The following is a 19,095-nucleotide window of genomic DNA, read 5'->3' as shown; positions in this document are numbered from 1 at the left end:
GCAAGCGCCAGCCCTGTCACCGCGGCTAGCGCAAGCGCCAGCCCTGTCACCGCGGCTAGCGCAAGCGCCAGCCGTTGCCGACCCCGAGGTTGTCCGTGATCCGACCAGCGAGGACGAGCACAGCACCGACGTGCCGTGGGTGGTCCTGGTCTGGAACGATCCGATCAACTTGATGAGCTATGTCGTGTACGTGTTCCAGAAGCTGTTCGGCTACAGCGAGGCCAAGGCCACCGAGCTGATGCTGGACGTGCACAACAAGGGCCGTGCCGCAGTCGCGTGGGGTTCACGTGAGAAGGCCGAACTGGATGTCTTCAGGCTCCACGAATACGGCCTCTGGGCCACCATGCAGAAGGACAACTGAGCTGTGCTCGCGGAGATGCACCAGCGACTGAGCGGCGATGGCCTGCCTGCGGAGGCCCCGTGAGCGGCACACGGTTCGGCGCCCGCGGCTCGCTCGTGAGCGTGCACCTCGCCGACTGGGAACGCCGGCTGCTGGCCGAGATGGTGGGCGAGTTGCGATCCAACCTGCTCGACCACACGCCTGCACGCGACGGCGGCGATGGGCTGGATCCGTCATTGCGTCGCTTGTTCCCGCCCGCCTACCTGAGCGATCCCGACCGCGACGCCGAGTACCAGCGGCTGATGCGCGACGAGCTGCTGGCCGAGCGCTTGGACCATCTCGATCTGCTCGACAGCACGCTCGCCGCGGACCACCTCGACGACGAGCAGATCACCGCTTGGATGCAGGGCCTGAATGAGCTGCGCCTCGTGCTCGGCACCCAGCTCGACATCTCCGAAGAGGACGATCCCGCCGAGATGGATCCGCACGATCCCGCACAGCGGCCACGGCTGCGCTACCACTACCTCGGCGGGCTGCTCGCAGAACTCATCGACGCCACCCACCGCTGACCCGGCCCGGATCACAACTTGGGCTATGGAGTCAATCTTCGCGCTCATGCTGAGTGCGAAGACTGCGGTCTTGGTTCCTTGACGTACCCAAGCAGAAGAAATTCCTACGTCAAAACTCTTCAATTTCATACGTTTAAAACAGTAAATCTCCTACACTCAAAACCAAAGCATCGCTACACTGCACTCAAACAAGGACAATTTGCGGAGGCAGCTTCTTGCCCGATGAATCCTCAGAGCAGAGCGGCACGCTGACACCAGCGGGCTATCGCGCACGCGTCGCGGATCCTCTCATTGACGAACGGCTTCGCTCAGTCGGCGCAGTACTCATCGAGGGGCCCAAGGGCTGCGGCAAGAGCTGGACGGCACTCAACCACGCCCGCAGTGCCCTGCGCTTCGATGCTGATGCCTCTGCACGTCGGCTCGCCGAACTCAGCCCCGACGCCGTGCTCGAAGGCAACGCTCCCCGACTGCTCGATGAGTGGCAACTCGCACCGGCGATCTGGAACCACGTTCGTCACGCATGCGATCACTCGGCCGAACCCGGTCGATTCTTGCTCACTGGCTCAGCAGCTCCAGCCGATGACGTGACCCGGCACTCCGGCGCCGGCAGGATCGCGCGAACGCGCCTGCGGCCGATGTCACTCTTCGAGTCGGGTGCATCTCATGGACACGTCTCGCTCTCGGCCCTGCTCAACGGCGAGACGGTCTCGTCGAGACAAACCGACCTCGAGTTTCGCCGCGTCCTCGATGCGATATGCGTGGGCGGCTGGCCATGGCTGAGTGCTGTTGAACCCGCTGAGGCCCAGCGGCGACTCAGGGAATACGTCGACGACATTCGGCACACGGCCATCGACCTCGGCACCGGTCGCAGCCGCAATCCCGTTCTCATGGAGCGATTCTTCATATCGCTCGCGCGCCACACAGCTTCGACGACTCCGAACTCGCGTCTGGCTGCCGACGCAGGCGGCGAGAGCCCGATCAATCACCAAACGGCGCGCGCGTACGTCGACGCCCTTCACCAGCTTTTCGTCTCCGAGGATCTGCCCGCATGGTCGACCCATCTGCGCTCACGCTCACGTCTCGTGAAGTCACCGAAGCGACATTTCGTTGATCCTTCGCTCGCCGCGGCAGTGCTGCGCGCCAGCCCTCGGGGACTGCTCAACGACCTGAATACATGCGGGTTCCTTTTCGAGTCGATGGTGGTTCGCGACCTGCGTGTATATGCAGACGCGGCAGAATGCGACGTCTTCCACAGTCGACTCGACAACGGCACCGAGGCCGACGCCGTTGTCCAGCGGCGGTTCGGCGGGGAGTGGATCGCCGCAGAGGTCAAGCTCTCCCACTCACCAGAAACCACTGACCGGGCAGCCGACTCGCTCCGCCGATTCGTCGAGAACATTGACACCGCACACGTCGGCGACCCGGCTGCCTTGGTGGTTATTACGGCTGCCGGATACGCCTACACCCGTCCCGACGGGGTAGTCGTCACGCCGATATCCGCGCTTGGCCCCTGACTGCGCCCGCAATTGCGTCGTGGCCGTCTGCTCCTGCCGGCGTAGCCTGAGACGCCCTGCCCCCATCGTCTAGCGGCCTAGGACACCGGCCTTTCACGCCGGCGGCACGGGTTCGAATCCCGTTGGGGGTGCCGACAGCACGCTCGCAGTGGCGGAACTCATGGTGCACCTTCCCAGGTGCATTCCCTCAGCATCTCATCACGACGGCAGGTGCCTGCACAGGCGTAGCAACAAACATTCATATGGCATCGTTCATTCGCAGCCGCTATGTTGCCCATTTGTGCATGAACAACCGTACTCGATGGAATCAAAACGGGTCATCTCCTACGCCCGCGTGTCGACCGGCACACAAGCTGCCTCCGGCCTGAGCATCGACGCCCAACACCGCGCCGTTGCCGACGCCTCAGCTGCACGCGGATGGCGCGTGGTTGAGTGCGTCACCGACGAGGCGGTCTCAGGAACGGTGCCCACTCAAGAGCGTTGCGGGTTGAGTGCGGCGCTCGTGCAGCTCGACCGGGGCGAAGGCGAAGTGCTCATCGCGACGAGCGTCGATCGGCTCGCCCGCAACACCCTAGAGACGTTGCTGCTGTTCGACCACGCTGAGCGTTCCGGCTGGGAGCTGATCACCCTCGACGCTCCCGAGGGCGTTCGGACTCGCGGCGGGCGTCTGCTGGTCGGCATGCTCGCCGTTATCGCTGCCCACGAAGCCGGCATGGCCCAAGACCGCACGAAGGCAGCCCTGCAAGCTGCCCGACGCAACGGCGCCCGCCTCGGGAGGCCTCCGAGTCAACCGGAAGAAGCCCGTGCGCTCGCCATCCAGCTCCACGCCAATGGCTACAGCCTGCGTGAAACTGCGGCGGCGCTGGAGGTCGCAGGCATCCTCACCGCGACCGGCAAGGCCACCTGGCACCACTCCAGCATCGCCTCCCTGCTCAAGAGCAGCCAGGCCAGCGGCAGCGGCTAATCGCCCGTGGCGTAATCACCGATTGACCGCAGGATGTCATCCCACGTGACTCGTTGATCGCTGCGGTGGCCGAAGCACTACCGATCGGGGGACAGCGCCTCGGCGTCATCGCTCACGGCTTCACGATGATTCGCAGTGCTCACGGCTCTCGTCTTGGGCGTTCGGGGCTGCAACGTCGCAGCCAACGGAGAACTGCCAGCGCGATGACCCCCACAGAGAGGTAGCTCAGACAGAGGATGACCAGCGCCCAAGCGATCCCCATCGCCGAAACGGCAGCCGGCCCGAACACCGACAAGACGGCCAAGTGCACGAGCAGAACCGCCGAACCGATCAGCAACCGTTTGACAGATGGCGACAGGCCGGGCAGCGCTACCTCCCTGCGTGGTCGCGCCACAGGGTGACGGCGCTGCATCGACTTGGAGGCAGACGGCATTGCCGGTGTGCCGCTCACGATGGTGCCACGGTACTTCGCTGCGCCCAATGACCGCATCTGTCGAAGTAAGGCGGATGAGGATGTTGTGAGGCCCCGCCCTTCGTCGGGCGGGGCCTCTGAGGAGGGAACCCCGCAGGGATCCCATTCCGTCAAGCGCCGCAGCGCTCAGCGGACTCTGGCACTCCCCTGCCGACCAAGAGGAACAAACCGACTGCGAGGATCCTGCAGCGCCCTAGCTGCCGGCCCGCGCACTGATGCTGAGTGACTCAGCTAGTGGAACCGTCTACCTCGCTCACAGCTCAAGTTCCGGGTCGGACAGCGGTGTGGACTCGCTCACCGGACTTGGCTATTCCCCCTCTTGACGCGAACAGGCCGAGTGGTCCCGGTCGACACACGCGGCACCGGTCCGCACGCTGCGATGCTCGAAGTCGGCGTCCCGAACCGCAGCTGGCTAATCACGGCGTCGCCAGGCGCTCCCCGTCTCGCACACCGCAGCGCGCCGACGCCTAGTCCGCTCGTAGACCAAGCCAGCAAGCGCAACACCGAGAATGGCCAGGTATCCCTGCGATCTCGAATGCGGCACCCACTCAAAGACCAGCAGGCCGAAGCAGCAGACTTCGGCCAGCATCGCTTGCAGGTCCTTCGCTCTCGGCTCGCGACGCCGGATGCGTGCAACTCCCTCGTAGGTCAAGCCAGCAATCACGAGGCCGAGAATGACTATGTGTCGCTGTGATCTCGAATGGGACAGCCACTCAAAGGCCAGAACGCCCAAGTAGACGACCAAAGCCAGCTTCGCCCAGTGGAACCGACCACTCCCGCGCCCTTCTGCGGCCTGCTTCGGCGTCTCGATCCCCACGTCCACGATCTCAGAGTAGCTCGATGCGCTCACTGCAAAGCCTCCGGTGCATTGGCAAAATCGGATCTGTCACTGACCGGGGGTTCGCTGGCACCTGATCCCTGCCCACGATCGCACGCGTGCTTCGATGGTCATCAACGCAACTGAGTGGATGCGTCAGCCTGTACCCAGCCGGACGCTTGGATGCGCAGAATCGGGTTGTTCCCCCCGCTTCTAGCCCTTCGTGGCGCCCCAGTCCCAAGGGTTCCATGAAGGCTGCTGACCGCCTCCGGGCCGCTGCGGAAATGGGCGCGGCTGTGGGCGTCGGACCTCTTCGTCGTCAGACCCCGATTCCTCAGACGAGCCGCGGCCGTCGGAGTCCTGACCGTTCTCGTCGTTTTCGCCATCGTCGGCGTCTGGGCCGCTGCCGTCAATCGTCAGTTGTTCCAAGTAGCGCCCGCATCCGAGCCCTGACACAACGGATCCCCAGCCGGGAGCCGCCGCAGCTTTGCCCTTGCTTCGGACTAGAACAACGCCGAGCCACGCGCAATTGACGGTATTGATCGCATCATCCACGTGCGGGATCTCGTAGTTCCAAGCGTCTTGTATCGCTCGGCGAAGTTCTGCGTACGCCTGTTCTCTAGCCTCGGCACTTTCGATCCGACGCTCCCCCATCCTTGTGAAGTATCGGCCCAGTGCACCGCCGACGTCGGTGCCGCATCCATCCGGTGGCGGGACGGGGTCCTCGGAGTTATGAAGTGCATCGCGCGTCGCACTCATCCATGCCGCGCACGGGTCGGCAGTTGTGGTGGGAGTCCCGCCCCTGGGTTCGCAGTTGCCGCTGACGAATGTGCCGCTGGGACAATCGCCAGCATTTCCGTCGCTCTGGTCGTCGTCATTGCCCTCGTCGCTGGAGTCATCATCCTCGTCGTCTGAGTCTTCATCTGGCGTGGTGGTCGTCGTGCATGGCGGGCGCTGAATGGGGGTGTGGCCGTGGCCTGGGCTCCATGTGCCGGTCCCGCACGGCGGGGTGAAGCTGTGCGCGTGGCAGTTGCGGCCCGCGCCGCCGTTGGAATGCTGACCCGCCGGGCACGACGGCGGCTCCGGGGCGGGGCACGGCGGCCGTTGTATGGGGGGGTGGCCGTGGCCTGGGCTCCATGTGCCGGTCCCGCACGGCGGGGTGAAGCTGTGCGCGTGGCAGTTGCGGCCCGCGCCGCCGTTGGAATGCTGACCCGCCGGGCACGACGGCGGCTCCGTGGTAGTCGGGGCGGTCGTGGTGGTGGAGCGGGGTGATGTGTCGGGCGGCGGCGAGTAGTGGTTCGGCTGATGCACATGGGACACCTCGACCTGCCGGCAGTTGTATTCCTGCTGGGTGAGCGGGTCGTAGTCGCATCTCTCCTCGGTCTGTTCGTGCGCCGACGCGGGCTGCGCGATCACAGCCAGCGCCGGCACGGCAACCAGCAGCGCCATGAGCGCCACCGCAAGCCGTCGTATTGCTGATGTTGATATTCCAGTGGTCATCGCTGGAACCGGTCCTTTCTGTCGAGGAACGGTTCGTTTCAGCGACAGAACGGACGGCCCAGAACGGCCTGGGAGGCAGATGCGCGACCGCAGCGCGGCCGTGGTCTGGTGAGCCCCGGAAACTCAGCGAGTACGCGGGTCTGCGGCCGCTATGGAAGCCGTCAGGAGCAGCGAGACATCGAGCTCAAAGAATGGCTTGACAGGCTCGGGGGAGCTGTCTAGTCTACGAACGTTTGTTAGACAGCAAAATGCGTCCCTGACCAGCAGCTTTAGGGGAACCATCCCCTACAAACGACCCTGTACCGATCGAAGGGTGCCAGCCGGCGGCAGCGGATTCAGTTCGCGGCGACAGGGGGCGAATCGGCCTCGGAGGCCAGCGGAAGGCGGAGTTCGACGGTGGCGCCGGGGCCGTTGGTGTCGATGACAGACACGGAGCCGTCGTGGCTGCGAGCGACATAGTCGACGATGGACAGCCCGAGGCCGGAGCCGGGTTGAGAACGCGCTTCGGGAGCTCGGTAGAACCGCTCGAAGACTGTCTCGCGCAGGTCTGCGGGGATGCCGGGCCCGTTGTCGCGCACTCGGACGCGAGCCTCCCGGTCGGTCGCAGCAACGCTGACCTCGATGGGTTCGCCGGGCGGGGACCATTTCACCGCGTTGTCGACGAGATTGCCGATCGCTCGCTCGACCAGCGCCGTGTTCACGACCACCTCGCATGGCTCGAGAACGGTCACAAAATCCGTTTCGGTGCGGCGGCGGTGCCGATCCACTACCGATGCCGCCAACTCGGCCAGATCGACTGGCTCCGGCTCGCCCAGCGCCCGCCGGTCCGTGGCCAGCTCGACGAGCTCGGCCGCCAGCTCGGTGAGCTGGTCCAGCTCGAACTGCACATCGTCGAGCATCCGGCGCCGTTCGTCGGCATCGAGCACCGCAGGGGCGTCGTCAGTCTCGGCCCGGGCCAGCAGCTCGATGTTGGTGCGGATGCTGGTGAGCGGCGTGCGCAGCTCGTGGCCCGCGTCGGTGACCAATCGATGCTGCTGAGCTCGAGACACGGCAAGTGCTTCGAGCATCGCGTTGAAGCTGCGTGCCAACTCCCCCAGCTCGTCGTCGCGTTCCAGCTCGATCGGCTGGTCCAGATCTTGAGTCTGCGCGACATTCCGGGCCGCATCGGTGAGCCGCCGCACTGGCCGAATGGCCCGGCCTGCCACCAGGAAACCCAAGAGCCCAGCCCCAGCAACGCCGATGGCGGCCACAACGGCCAGCGCGTTGCGCAGCCCGGCCACATTGGCATCCACCTCATCAAGCGGGCTCGCGACCATCAGCGCTCCGCCAGAGGCAACCGGCACCGTCAGCACTCGCAGGCGCACACCCTCCGCCGACACATCGGTTCGATGCCGGTGAGACCGACCGTGAGCCACGGCAAGGTCGGCGGGCGCCACGGGCAGCACCTCGTCAGACGAATACACCACTGCGCCGTTCGGGGCCACGATCTGGGCGAGCACGTCGCGTGGCACGAATCGCCCGAAGAACTGGGCCCCTCGGCGCTCGGGCAAGCGTCCCCCGCTGGCGACCAGCACGGCGACGCGGTCGTCGAGCTTGCGGTCGAGTGCCGACCGGGCCTCTGCTCGGGCAATCCAGAGCGCCACCCCCGAGACTGCCAGCACCGCGACAGCAACCGAGGCCGCCACCAGCAGCCCGAGCCGGGTTCGGAAGCTCATACAGATCGGAGCACGTAGCCCACGCCGCGCACTGTCCGGATGGGACTGTGGCCGCCGGTGCCCGTGGTCGCCGCCGCCAGCTTGCGGCGCAAGTAGCCGACATAGACCTCCAGTGAGTTCGAGGCCAGCGACGCGTCGTAGCCCCACACCGTGTCGTAGATCTCGTCGCGGCCCAGGACGCGACCCGGATTGCGCAGGAACAGCTCCAGCAGCCGGTGCTCGGTGTGGGTCAGCGTGACGGGCTCTCCGGCGCAGGTCACCTCGTAGCTGGCGGTGTCGAGCACGATGCCGGCGCACGCGAGCCGCTCGCCTTCCGCTGGCGAGGAGCGCTCAGCGCCCCGGCGCAGCAACGCCCGTAATCGGGCCAGCAGCTCGTCGAGCGCGAACGGCTTCGGCAGGTAGTCGTCGGCACCGGCGTCGAGGCCTTCCACTCGATCCGCGGTGGTGCCCCGGGCCGTCAAGAGCAGAATCGGCAAGCGGCTCCCGGCGGCACGCAGGCGCCGGCACAGCTCGAATCCGCCCAGGTTGGGCATGGTGGCGTCCAGCACCATCACGTCTGCCTGCCCAGCGAGGGCCTCGCCGTCGAGACCATCGCTGCCCTCGAGCACGTCATAGCCCTCGAGCTGCAGGGCGCGTCGCAACGCCGTTCGAATGCGCGGGTCGTCGTCGACGACGGCTACCGCGGGGCTGCTTGCGCTCGGCCGATCAGCACCCATGGCCTCATTCTGGAATGCAGATCATGAGAAACCCATGAGAGGCCCAGCCGGTCGGCTTGGCTGTCAGCCGGCAGCGGAGCTGCGGCGGCGCAGGTGCGGGATGGTGAGCGCAGCACAGGCTTCACGCTCCGTTTCGTAGCTCAGCGCCCGCACAGCGTCGGCGATGTCCCACCAGGCCACCTCGTCGACCTCGCTCGGGTCGCCCGCGAGGCGCTTGGGCGCCTTCGTCGGAGCCATGGCATAGAAGAGCACCAGCTTGGGCACGCCGCTGGCGATCAGATAGCTGACCGGGTAGGGCGCGGACGTGATCGCGCATCGCACGCCAGTTTCTTCGCGGACCTCACGCAATGCCGCCTCCTCCCAGGACTCGCCCCGGTTGAGGTGGCCCTTCGGCAACGACCAGTCGTCGTACCGCGGCCGGTGCACCACCAGCACGGCGCCCTCGTGGCACACCACGCCGCCGGCGGCTCGATCCACGGGCGCCCTCGAGTAGCGGCCTCGCTCGACATGGCGTCGGCGAGCCTTCGTCGTGACCTGCGCAGCAGCTTCGACCGCCTTCTTGCGGGCCTTCTTCGACGGCTTCGCCCCATCGGATGCCACGGTTCGTGTCTAGCGTGTCCACGCTGGCCGGGGCGTACATGTCAGGGGTCGGCCGGGTCGACAACGGGGAACAGCATGGACTTGGGGATTTGCATCGCATCGCACATCGGCGATCTCGACTATGTCGAGCGTGCCGAGGAGCTCGGCTACACGCATGCCTGGTTTGCCGACAGCCACATGCTGTGGTCGGACTGCTACGCCACGCTGGCACTCGCTGCCGAGCGAACCAGCACCATCCAGCTCGGCACCGGCGTCTCGGTCTCAGGAACGCGGCCGGCACCGGTCACCGCCGCGTCGATCGCCACGATCAACGCGCTCGCGCCCGGGCGGACGTTTCTCGGCATCGGCACCGGCAACACGGCGATGCGGATCATGGGGCACAAGCCCCAGCGCATCGCCGAGTTCGACCAGTACCTCGCGGCGCTGCGCCCGCTGCTGCGCGGCGAAGAGGCCATGCATCACTTCGGCGGCAGCGCGCAGCCGATCCGCCACATCATGCCGGACGCCGGTTTCGTCAACTTCGACGACCCGATCCCGCTGTACGTGTCGGGCTTCGGGCCGCGCTCGCTGGGGCTGGCCGGTCAGTACGGCGACGGCGCTGTGCTCTCGGTGCCTCCGGACGGCTCAGCGACCGCCCGCGTGTGGGAGTACATCGAGGCCGGCGCTGCCGAAGCGGGCCGCACCATCGACCGCGGCGACTACCTGATGTGCTCGCTGACGACGATCGTGATCCTCGATGACGGCGAGACGCTGGCGAGCCAGCGCGAGCGGGTGCATCACGAGGCGGGTGCGTTCGCCATGGCATCGCTGCACTACTCCTACGACCAGTACCGGCAGTTCGGCCGGTCGCCCGGAGCCCGCTTGGAGGCGGTCTGGGACGAGTACTGCGCCATGCTCGACGACACCGACCCCGAGCGCATCCACCAGCGCATCCATGCCGGTCACAACTGCTGGGTGCTGCCCGAAGAGGCTCGGTTTCTCAACGATGAGCTCATCGATGCAACCTGCGTCGTGGGCACTGCCGACCAGGTCGTCGAGCGGTTGGCAGCCCTGGGCGAGCGAGGGCTTGACCAGATCATGATCCTGCCCAACTTCGACCCGCGCTACGAGGTGCTCGAGCGCGTTGGACGCGAGATCATCCCCCGGCTCAACGGCTGAGCCGATTGGGTCAGCACCGGCCAGGTCGCTAGCCTTGTCCGCCGCTGTCGAGCCCACCTATCGGAGCTGTCGGGTATGAGCAACATCTGCCAAGTCACCGGCCGGCGGCCGCACTCGGGCTTCAACGTGTCGCACTCGCACCGGCGCACGAAGCGCTGGTTCAAGCCCAACATCCAGCGGAAGCGGTTCTGGGTGCCCAACGAGGGGCGCTGGGTCACGCTGACCGTCAGCGCCAAGGGCATCAAGACCATCAACAAGCGCGGCATCGAATCGGTGGTGGCCGATCTGCGCCGTCGTGGGGAGAAAGTCTGATGCCCAAGAGCGACAAGCGTCCCGTCATCAAGCTGAAGTCCACCGAGGGCACCGGCTACACGTACACCACGCGCAAGAACAAGACGAACACCCGCGACCGGATCGAGCTGCGCAAGTACGACCCGGTGCTGCGCCGGCACGTCATCTTCAAAGAAGAACGCTGAGCCGCGCCGCCGTCGAGGGCACTGCCTGAGCGCGGCGTGACCACGGCGCAGCCTGCTCGCCTGAGCCTGCGGGCGGCGCGACGGCTCGCCATCGGCGCCCAGGGGATTGCCGCGCCGCTGCCGACCGGCCGGCTGGACATCCGGCATCTGCGTCGGGCCATGGACTGCATGGGCCTGCTGCAGATCGATGCCGTCAACGTGCTGGCGCGCTCGCACCTGCTGGTGCTGCGAGCCCGGATGGGCGGCACGCACGATGCTGTGCTGGGGTTGCTGGAGCGCGCGGCATACGCCCGCCGGTCAGACGAGCGGGAACTGACCGAGTACTGGGGCCATGAGGCGTCGTTCGTGCGTGTGGCCGACTGGCCGCTGTTCGGCTGGCGGATGCGCCGGGGAGCCGCCGGCGACATGTGGAGCGGCTACGCGCGCTTCGGGGAGGCCAACCAGCCCAAGATTGCTGCGGCGCTCGACTGGATGACCGCCAACGGTCCTGCATCCACGGCCGAAGTGGATGCTGCGATGGACTGGGGACCCGGCGTGCGCGGGCCCTGGGGCACACGCAGCAACGGGAAGCTGGCGCTGGCGTGGCTGTTCTGGGCAGGCCGGGTCGGCGTGGCCGACCGTGCCGGCTTCGTGCGTCGCTACGACGTCATCGAACGGGTGCTGCCCCCCGAGGTGGTCGAGGCCGTTGTGGACGAGCCCGACGCGCACCGGGCGCTGCTGGCCGATGCCGCCCGATGCCTCGGCGTGGCCACCGCCGACGATCTCATCGACTACCACCGCCTGCCGAAGCGCATCGCGCCCGCACGCATCGCTGAGCTCGTCGCTGACGGCCAGCTCCGAGAGGTGGCAGTGGAGGGCTGGGACCGGCCGGGGTATGTCCCCGCCGGCCAGCGTGCTGCCCGGCGACAGTCTCGATCGGTGCTGCTCAGCCCGTTCGACCCGCTGGTATGGCACCGCCCACGCGCAGAGCGTCTCTTCGGCTTCCACTACCGCATCGAGATCTACACGCCCAAGGCCAAGCGGCAGTACGGCTACTTCGTGCTGCCGTTCCTGCACGACGATGCGCTGGTGGCGCGCCTCGATGTGCGTGTCGACCGGGAGCGCAACGTGCTGGAAGTGCCGGCTTCGTGGACTGAGCCAGGGTCGTGGCCCAACGACGCCGCGGCAGAAACGAAGGCGCTCGAGGCGTTGGCAACCGAACTGCATGCGCTGTCGGCGTGGTGCGGCGGCGAGGGAGTGTCGGTGCTGTCTCGCGGCGATCTTGCCGGCCGCCTGCGCGCCGCGGTCACCGGCGCTGATTGCTGACCGAGGTGGCTATCGTTGCGGCGCTTGCATCGGCAGAGACCCCGGTCTCGACGTCGGCGCAAGCGCACAGCAATACAGCTGGTCCCGTGGTGAAGTCTGGAGTTCACGCTGGCCTGTCAAGCCAGAGGTCGCGGGTTCAAATCCCGTCGGGACCGCGGTCGGGTAGCTCAGTTGGCAGAGCGCGCGCCTGAAAAGCGTGAGGTCACCGGATCGACGCCGGTCCCGACCACTCTGGTGCGAGCGCAAGGCTTCGCCGCGCTCGCGACAATAGAAACGAGCGGAGGGGCTTCGCCCCCGCTCGCGACAATAGGGGTGCCGTGGTGGCGGGCCCTGTGGGGCGCTTAGCGGCGCGTGACTTGGTCGGCGTGGGCGGCTTGGGCCACTGCTGAGGCGACTGCGGGGACTACTGAGCGGTCGAAGGCTGTGGGGATGACCAGGTCGGGGCTGAGGTCGTCGCTGGAGACGCCTGCGGCGATGGCCTCGGCGGCTGCGATCTTCATGTTCTCGGTGATGTCGGTGGCGCCCGCATCGAACGCACCTCGGAAGATCCCGGGGAATGCCAGCACGTTGTTGATCTGGTTGGGGTAGTCGCTGCGGCCGGTCGCGACCACGGCAGCGATGTCGCCGATGGCGTCGGGCAGGATCTCGGGGTCGGGATTCGCCATGGCGAACACGATCGGTCGCTCTGCCATGGTCTCCACGTCGTCGCGGGTGATGAGGCCGGGCCCGCTGAGGCCGAGAAACACGTCGGCGCCGGCCATGGCGTCCGACACCGAGCCGGCCACGTGCTCGGCGTTGGTGTTGGCCGCCAGCCACTCCTTCGCGTGGTTCAGCTCGGAGCGACCCGGGTGAATGGTGCCCTTGCGGTCGCAGGCGATCACGTCGCCGATGCCGGCACCCAGCAGGATCTTGGCGGTCGCGACTCCGGCGGCGCCCGCCCCCAGGATGACGCAGCGCAGGTTCGCCAGCTCCTTGCCCACGATTCGTGCTGAGTTCTCGAGCGCAGCCAAGGCGACCACTGCGGTGCCGTGCTGGTCGTCATGGAAGACGGGAATGTCGAGCGCAGCGCGCAGCGCCTCCTCGACCTCGAACGCCCCTGGCGCCGCGATGTCCTCCAGGTTGATGCCGCCGAAGGTGGGTGCCAGCCGGATGACCGTCTCCACGATCTCGGCTGGCTCGTTGACATCGAGGCAGATCGGGAACGCGTCCACGCCGGCGAATTCCTTGAACAGCAGCGCCTTGCCCTCCATGACCGGCATGGCAGCCGCCGGGCCGATGTCACCGAGACCCAGCACCGCCGTGCCGTCGCTGACGATCGCGACCGTGTTGCCCTTGATCGTCAGGTCGTGGACACGCTCAGGGTCGTCCACGATCGCCCGGCAGACGCGGGCCACGCCGGGGGTATAGGCCATGGAGAGGTCATCGGCATTGCGCAGCGGGATGCGGGTGACCGTCTCAAGCTTCCCGCCGTCGTGCAATTCGAAGGTGCGATCCATCGAGGCGATGACCGTGATGCCTTCGAGCCCGTTGACTGCATCGCAGATCTGGACGATGTGCTGCTCGCTGGACGCGTCCACCACGATGTGCTGGCGCAGCGTGCCCTGGGTGATCGTGAAGCCGTCGAGGCTCTGGATGTTGCCGCCTACGTCGCCGATTGCGGTGCACAGCCGGCCGAGCGTGCCCGGCTGGTGGGCCAGCTCGACTTCGAGCGTGGCGGAATAGGCAGCGGTGGGTCGTGACCCCGCGGTGGCAGTCATCGGTGCTCCTGGCGCGCCCGGGACGCTGTCCGGACAATGGGCAGGCAGGGTATTGGGCTGGGCCCGTCGAATTGGACCTAGCTGCCCGCTTCGGCCAAGTGGGCGTTGCCCGCGCCCGGGCGGATCTCACCGATCACCCACGCCTGGTGGCCAGCGCCTTGCGCAATCCCCACCGCCGCGTCGACTTCCGACGGGGGCACGGCAACCACCATGCCGATGCCCAGGTTGAAGACGCGTTGCATCTCTTCGGGAGCGACCGGGCCGGTGTCGGCGATGCGATCGAAGATCCTGGGCACCGGCCAGGAACCGCGCCGCAGCAACGCATCGACGTCGGGGCCGAGCATGCGGGCCACATTCGCGACCAGTCCCCCACCGGTGATATGCGCAGCCCCCACAGCACCGCATTCGTCGAAGAGCGCGAGCACCGCAGGGGTGTAGATGACCGACGGTCGCAGCATCTCGTCGCCCAGCGAGTGATCGGCACCGGGCCAGGCCGGCGCGCCGAGGACGGCTGGATCGGGCGTCTCACCGAGCAGGACGCGGCGGGCGAGGCTGTAGCCGTTGCATCGAAGCCCGTCTGACGCCAGCCCGACAAGCGTCGCGGCGCCGCCGGTGATGGGACCTCGCACCCGCGCTCGTTCGGCCACGCCCACGACAAAGCCGGCGATGTCATAGTCGCCGGGTGCGAGCGCATCTGGGTGTTCGGCCAGCTCGCCTCCGACCAGTGCGCAGCCGGCGCTGCGGCAGCCGGCGGCCAGACCCGTCACGATCGCCTCGACGACGTCAGGGTCAAGGCTTCCTGCAGTGATCTGATCGTGGAAGAGCAGCGGCTGTGCGCCGAGCGTGACGATGTCGTCAACACACATGGCCACCACGTCGATCCCGATCGTGTCCCAGCGGCCGAGCGCTGCGGCAATGAGGGGCTTGGTGCCCGCACCGTCATTCGCGCTCACCAGCACAGGGTCGGTGAAGCCCTCCGGCAGGGCGGTCACCGCCCCGAATGCTCCGATGTCGCTCAGCACCTCGGGCCGGTAGGTGCTGCGAGCGTGGGGCGCCAGACGTCGCACCGCCTCGTCCCCCGCGTCGATGCTCACTCCCGCCGCTTCGTAGCTCAAGGGCCCGGAGTGGCCAGCGTCACCGACGCCAGCGGGCGGGTGCACGGATGCGGACGTCATCCAGCGATGGACTCCGCGACGGCAGCCGGCTGCACGCTGCCCGTCGCGATCAGCGAGCGGTTCGGCTCGTCGGCGAGGCTGCCGAATACTTCGGCGCGTGCCCCCGCGCCGATCTCCACCGGGTACTCGCCGGTCAGGCATGCATGACAGAACCCGCCGCCAGGCACGCCGGTGGCTTCGACGAGCTGATCGAGGCTCAGGTAGGCCAGCGAGTCGACTCCCAAGTACGCCTCGATCTCGGCAAGGTCACGATTCGCGGCCAGCAGCTCGTCGGAGGTGCCGGTGTCCATGCCGTAGAAGCACGGCCAGCGGTACGGAGGCGAGGAGATGCGCAGGTGCACCTCAGCAGCGCCGGCGCTGCGCAGCATCTCCACAATCGACCGGGTGGTCGTGCCCCGCACGATCGAATCGTCGACCACCACGAGCCGGCGGCCGTCGATGTTGGGACTGATGGGATTCAGCTTGGTCCGCACACCCAGCGACCGGACGTGCTGGTTCGGAGCGATGAACGTGCGGCCGATATAACGGTTCTTGACCAGTCCGTCGCCGTAGGCGATGCCGCTGGCGCGTGCATAGCCCTGCGCTGCGGGAATGCCCGATTCGGGAACGGGCATCACCAGGTCGGCATCGACTGGTGCGTTGGTCGCCAAGTGCGCGCCCATGCGCTGGCGGGCGGCATGCACGTTCTGGCCGGCCAAGGTGGTATCGGGGCGCGAGAAATACACGAACTCGAAGATGCACAAGTGCGGGGAGGCCTCGTCGGCGGTCGCCGGCCTGCCCGCGAAGGGCCGCAGCGAACGGCACCCGGCTGCGTCGATGACGACCATCTCGCCCGGCTGGATCTCGCGCTCGAAAGTCGCGCCGACGACCTCCAGCGCAGGGTTCTCCGACGCCAGCACCCAGCCGCCGCTGGAATGGCTGACACCGGGCTGATCGACCCCGGGACGACTGCTCCTGCTCTCGTCAGCGGCTTGCTCATCGGCCCCTTGCCCATCGACTTCTAGGCGGCCGAGGCACAGCGGCCAGATGCCATGCGGATCGCGAACCCCGATCAGGCGGTCGCGGTCGGCCACCACGAACGTGAAACCGCCGCGCAGGCTGGGCAGTACTTCTGCCAACGCCTCGGTGACGGCCTCGCGCGGGCGGGTGCGGGTGATCTGCGGTGTGGCGCTGATGCGCTGGGCGATCAGCTCAGCCACCAGGTCGCTGTCGCTGGTGACCACCCCGTCGAGCATCCCCGATGACGCTGCAAGCTCTGCCGTGTTGGTGAGGTTCCCGTTGTGACCGAGCGCGAATTCCGTGCCGTCGAGTCCCCGGTAGAACGGCTGCGCGGCACGCCACGAACTCGACCCTGTGGTGGAGTAACGGGTGTGGCCGATCGCGAGATCGCCTTCGAGTCCTGCAAGCACGCGGTCGTCGAAAGCGCTGGCAACCAAGCCCATGTCCTTCACGACTGTGATGTGAGTGCGGTCGGACACGGCGATGCCGGCCGATTCCTGCCCCCGGTGCTGCAGCGCGTACAGCCCGAGGTAGCTCAGGTGGGCCACGGGACCGCCGGGCAGGTACACGCCGAATACGCCGCAGGCTTCGCGCGGCTTGTTGAGGTCGACGCCCTCCTCCGCGTTGCCGTTCATGCCGCCCGCCCGTCGACAGGCTGCGCGAACGACTGGGGCAGGGCACCGCTCCACCGGGCCAGCGCGTCGTCGAGCGCCAGATCAATGTCGAGACCGGATTCTGCGAGACGCCCGATCTGCACTCTCGATCCGCCGAATGAGCCAAGCCGGCGGCTCGCGAGACCTGCCGCCGAGGCCGCGTGCGCGAGCCGCTCGACATCGTCAGCCTCAACTGCGACCAATACGCGGCCCGGCGGCTCAGCGAACAGCGCACGCTCCGCCGGTGCCGAGCCTCCCAGCGGCGGGACCCTCGCATGCACGCCCGCACTGACGTGACAGCACATCTCGGCGATGGCCACGGCGATGCCGCCGTCGGAGACATCGTGCGCGCTCCGGACGGCGCCCTCGCGCACGGCTGCAGCCACGAACCGGGCGGCTGCAACGCTGCCCGCCAGGTCGAGGTCGGGCAGCGCCCCGTCGCGGCAGCCGCGACGCTCCCACGCCCAGCGACTGCCGCCAAGTGCCACGGCACCCAGCGAGGAGACGTCGCTGTCTGCCTCGTCCCCGACGGCCAAGCCGGGCGGGGCCAGCAATACGAGCTCGGTGCCCGGCGGCAGCTCGTCAGCGGTCGGCCGGCGAGCGAGGTCGGGATGCACGCCGATCAGGCACACCACCGGTGTCGGGCTGATATTGGTGCCGTTCGTCTCGTTGTAGAGGCTCACGTTGCCGCCCACGACGGGCACGTCGAGTGCGTCACAGGCTTCAGCCATGCCGTCGATGGCCTCGGAAAGCTGCCACATGACCTCGGGATGGGTCGGATTGCCGAAGTTGAGGCAGTTGACGAGCGCGAGCGGATCGGCGCCCACACAGGCGAGGTTCAGCGCTGCCTCGATGACCACCATCGCGGTGCCCCGGCGGGGATCGGCATCGCACCAGCGGTGGTTGCCGTCCACCGATACTGCGAGGCCGCGACCGGTGGGAGTGCCGTTGCGGGGGTCTCGCAATCGCAGCAGCGTGGCGTCGCGGCCCGGGCCGACGACCGTATTCAGGAACAACTGGTGGTCGTACTGCCGGTAGACCCAACTCGGGTCGGCGAGCATCGCCAGCAGATCGGCAGCAGAGTCGCCTGGGCTGCTCACCGGCGGGCTGCCCGCGGCGGGATCACCCCCGGGGTCAACGCTGCGGCGAAGGCGCAGATCCGCCGGGGGGCGCATCGGCCGGTCGTACGACGGCGCATCGTCGTGCAGCGTGCTCGCAGGAACCTCGGCCAGGACGGCGCCGTCCACGCCATCGCGCACGCGCAACATGCCGTCGCCGGTCACGCGTCCGACCACCGTTGCGCTCACCTCCCAACGTGAACAGATCTCGAGCACCTGATCGACGTTGGCCGACGAGACGATCGCCAGCATGCGCTCCTGCGACTCCGACGTCATGATCTCGAACGGCTCCATGCCGTGCTGGCGCAGCGGCACGACGCTGACATCCACCTCCATGCCGGTGCCGCCACGCGAGGCCGTTTCGCTCGCAGCGCACGTCAAGCCGGCACCGCCGAGATCCTGGATGCCGCTGACGAGCCCTGCCTCCAGCAGTTCCAGGCATGCCTCGATGAGACGCTTCTCCTCGAAGGGATCACCGACCTGAACGCTCGGGCGCTTCGTCGAATCGTCGTCGGCCTCGTCGAATCCCGCTGACGCCAGCACGCTGACTCCGCCGATGCCGTCGCGGCCGGTGCTCGCGCCCATGAGCACGGCTGCGCTGCCCACCTCGGTCGCTCGGCCCAGCACCAGGCGTTCGGTCGGCATGATCCCGAGCGCGGCCACATTCACCAGCGGGTTGTCTCGGTAGGTCTCGCACGACACGAATTCGCCGGCAACGGTGGGAACGCCCACGCTGTTGCCATACCCCGAGATGCCGCTGACGATGCCCTCGGCAATCCAGTTGCTGCGCGGCTCGTCGAGCGGCCCGACTCGCAGAGGATCCGCGAGCGCTATGGGTCGCGCGCCCATGGTGAAGATGTCACGCAGGATGCCGCCGACCCCGGTCGCCGCACCTTGATACGGCTCGATAGCCGAGGGATGGTTGTGGCTCTCGATACGCACGGCGACGGCAATGCCGTCGCCGACATCGACGACACCGGCATTCTCGCCTGGCCCGACGAGCACGCACGGAGCCTCAGTCGGCAAGCGAGCAAGATGACGGCGCGACGATTTGTACGAGCAATGCTCGGACCACATCACCGCATACATCGCGAGTTCGAGATGGTTCGGCTCACGCGCCAAGAGCTCACAAATGCGGTGGTATTCGGCATCAGTCAAGCCAAGTACCGCATGAATGCTGGTCGAATCGGAAACCATTGCAGTCACATCAACCCAAGTTCATTGGCTGCCGCGAGACGTCGTGCTAT

17 protein-coding genes and 3 tRNA genes are annotated in these 19,095 nt (G+C 67.3%); 11 read left to right on the top strand and 9 right to left on the bottom strand.

The genetic code is table 11. From position 1 onward, the window contains the following. Positions 1-43: 43 nt before the first annotated feature. The 5 genes from clpS (at position 44) to ACOGI5_RS05290 (ending at position 3,387) form a co-directional block, all read left to right on the top strand. Complete coding sequence (gene clpS, locus ACOGI5_RS05310) at positions 44-361, top strand: ATP-dependent Clp protease adapter ClpS (RefSeq protein WP_419865437.1); 318 nt, start codon at positions 44-46, stop codon at positions 359-361. Between the two features lie 59 nt (positions 362-420). Next, positions 421-909, top strand: coding sequence for a DUF2017 family protein (locus ACOGI5_RS05305; protein ID WP_419863409.1), 489 nt, complete (start codon positions 421-423; stop codon positions 907-909). Between the two features lie 215 nt (positions 910-1,124). Next, positions 1,125-2,423 carry an ATP-binding protein gene (locus tag ACOGI5_RS05300; protein WP_419863408.1) on the top strand — a complete coding sequence of 433 codons (1,299 nt, stop codon included), beginning with the start codon at positions 1,125-1,127 and terminating at the stop codon, positions 2,421-2,423. A 58-nt stretch (positions 2,424-2,481) separates the two neighbouring features. After that, positions 2,482-2,554: transfer RNA gene (locus tag ACOGI5_RS05295), tRNA-Glu, on the top strand. Between the two features lie 170 nt (positions 2,555-2,724). Beyond that, on the top strand, positions 2,725-3,387 hold the full coding sequence (locus ACOGI5_RS05290) for a recombinase family protein (protein ID WP_419863407.1): 663 nt from the start codon (positions 2,725-2,727) through the stop codon (positions 3,385-3,387). Positions 3,388-4,271: 884 nt separating this feature from the next. On the opposite strand, the gene ACOGI5_RS05285 is transcribed toward ACOGI5_RS05290, so the two are convergent. The 5 genes from ACOGI5_RS05285 to ACOGI5_RS05265 all read right to left on the bottom strand — a co-directional run bounded on the left by ACOGI5_RS05285 (position 4,272) and on the right by ACOGI5_RS05265 (position 9,207). After that, positions 4,272-4,682: a hypothetical protein gene (locus tag ACOGI5_RS05285; protein ID WP_419863406.1), complete on the bottom strand. Its 411-nt coding sequence runs from the start codon at positions 4,680-4,682 to the stop codon at positions 4,272-4,274. A 207-nt stretch (positions 4,683-4,889) separates the two neighbouring features. Further along, positions 4,890-6,125 carry a hypothetical protein gene (locus tag ACOGI5_RS05280; RefSeq protein WP_419863405.1) on the bottom strand — a complete coding sequence of 412 codons (1,236 nt, stop codon included), beginning with the start codon at positions 6,123-6,125 and terminating at the stop codon, positions 4,890-4,892. A gap of 386 nt (positions 6,126-6,511) precedes the next feature. Continuing rightward, positions 6,512-7,891, bottom strand: a complete 1,380-nt coding sequence (locus ACOGI5_RS05275) for an ATP-binding protein (RefSeq protein WP_419863404.1) — start codon at positions 7,889-7,891, stop codon at positions 6,512-6,514. Beyond that, on the bottom strand, positions 7,888-8,607 hold the full coding sequence (locus ACOGI5_RS05270; RefSeq protein ID WP_419863403.1) for a response regulator transcription factor: 720 nt from the start codon (positions 8,605-8,607) through the stop codon (positions 7,888-7,890). The genes ACOGI5_RS05275 and ACOGI5_RS05270 overlap by 4 nt, the downstream gene beginning before the upstream one ends. Before the next feature lie 63 nt (positions 8,608-8,670). Beyond that, the gene (locus tag ACOGI5_RS05265; RefSeq protein ID WP_419863402.1) at positions 8,671-9,207 is read right to left on the bottom strand and encodes an NUDIX hydrolase; all 537 of its coding nucleotides are present in this window, start codon (positions 9,205-9,207) and stop codon (positions 8,671-8,673) included. Positions 9,208-9,282: 75 nt separating this feature from the next. Between ACOGI5_RS05265 and ACOGI5_RS05260 the strand changes: the two genes are divergently transcribed. From ACOGI5_RS05260 to ACOGI5_RS05235, 6 genes are all read left to right on the top strand, one after another. Further along, on the top strand, positions 9,283-10,365 hold the full coding sequence (locus ACOGI5_RS05260; protein WP_419863401.1) for an LLM class flavin-dependent oxidoreductase: 1,083 nt from the start codon (positions 9,283-9,285) through the stop codon (positions 10,363-10,365). Positions 10,366-10,440: 75 nt separating this feature from the next. Beyond that, entirely contained in the window at positions 10,441-10,677 is a 237-nt protein-coding gene (gene rpmB, locus ACOGI5_RS05255; protein ID WP_323671456.1) for a 50S ribosomal protein L28, read from the top strand. Beyond that, positions 10,677-10,841 (top strand): 50S ribosomal protein L33, encoded by a 165-nt coding sequence (rpmG, locus tag ACOGI5_RS05250; protein ID WP_419863400.1) that lies wholly within the window; start codon positions 10,677-10,679, stop codon positions 10,839-10,841. Before rpmB ends, rpmG begins: the two co-directional genes overlap by 1 nt. A 36-nt stretch (positions 10,842-10,877) precedes the next feature. Then, positions 10,878-12,146 carry a winged helix-turn-helix domain-containing protein gene (locus ACOGI5_RS05245; protein ID WP_419863399.1) on the top strand — a complete coding sequence of 423 codons (1,269 nt, stop codon included), beginning with the start codon at positions 10,878-10,880 and terminating at the stop codon, positions 12,144-12,146. 80 nt (positions 12,147-12,226) lie between these two features. Beyond that, positions 12,227-12,301: transfer RNA gene (locus tag ACOGI5_RS05240), tRNA-Asp, on the top strand. A 1-nt stretch (position 12,302) separates the two neighbouring features. After that, positions 12,303-12,375: transfer RNA gene (locus ACOGI5_RS05235), tRNA-Phe, on the top strand. 112 nt (positions 12,376-12,487) lie between these two features. Here the strand turns inward: ACOGI5_RS05235 and ACOGI5_RS05230 are convergent. The 4 genes from ACOGI5_RS05230 to purL form a co-directional block, all read right to left on the bottom strand. Then, on the bottom strand, positions 12,488-13,903 hold the full coding sequence (locus ACOGI5_RS05230) for an NAD-dependent malic enzyme (RefSeq protein WP_419863398.1): 1,416 nt from the start codon (positions 13,901-13,903) through the stop codon (positions 12,488-12,490). A 77-nt stretch (positions 13,904-13,980) separates the two neighbouring features. Beyond that, entirely contained in the window at positions 13,981-15,078 is a 1,098-nt protein-coding gene (gene purM / locus ACOGI5_RS05225; protein WP_419863397.1) for a phosphoribosylformylglycinamidine cyclo-ligase, read from the bottom strand. Beyond that, a complete protein-coding gene (locus tag ACOGI5_RS05220) occupies positions 15,075-16,712 on the bottom strand; it encodes an amidophosphoribosyltransferase (protein WP_419863396.1) in 1,638 nt (545 codons plus the stop codon). The genes purM and ACOGI5_RS05220 overlap by 4 nt, the downstream gene beginning before the upstream one ends. Further along, complete coding sequence (gene purL / locus ACOGI5_RS05215; RefSeq protein ID WP_419863395.1) at positions 16,709-19,045, bottom strand: phosphoribosylformylglycinamidine synthase subunit PurL; 2,337 nt, start codon at positions 19,043-19,045, stop codon at positions 16,709-16,711. The genes ACOGI5_RS05220 and purL overlap by 4 nt, the downstream gene beginning before the upstream one ends. Positions 19,046-19,095: the final 50 nt, after the last annotated feature.

The organism is Candidatus Poriferisodalis sp., from assembly GCF_965208925.1.
GTDB lineage: Bacteria > Actinomycetota > Acidimicrobiia > Acidimicrobiales > Poriferisodalaceae > Poriferisodalis.
Note: the sequence above shows the minus strand (reverse complement) of the source record. Positions and strands in the feature narration are given on the sequence as shown.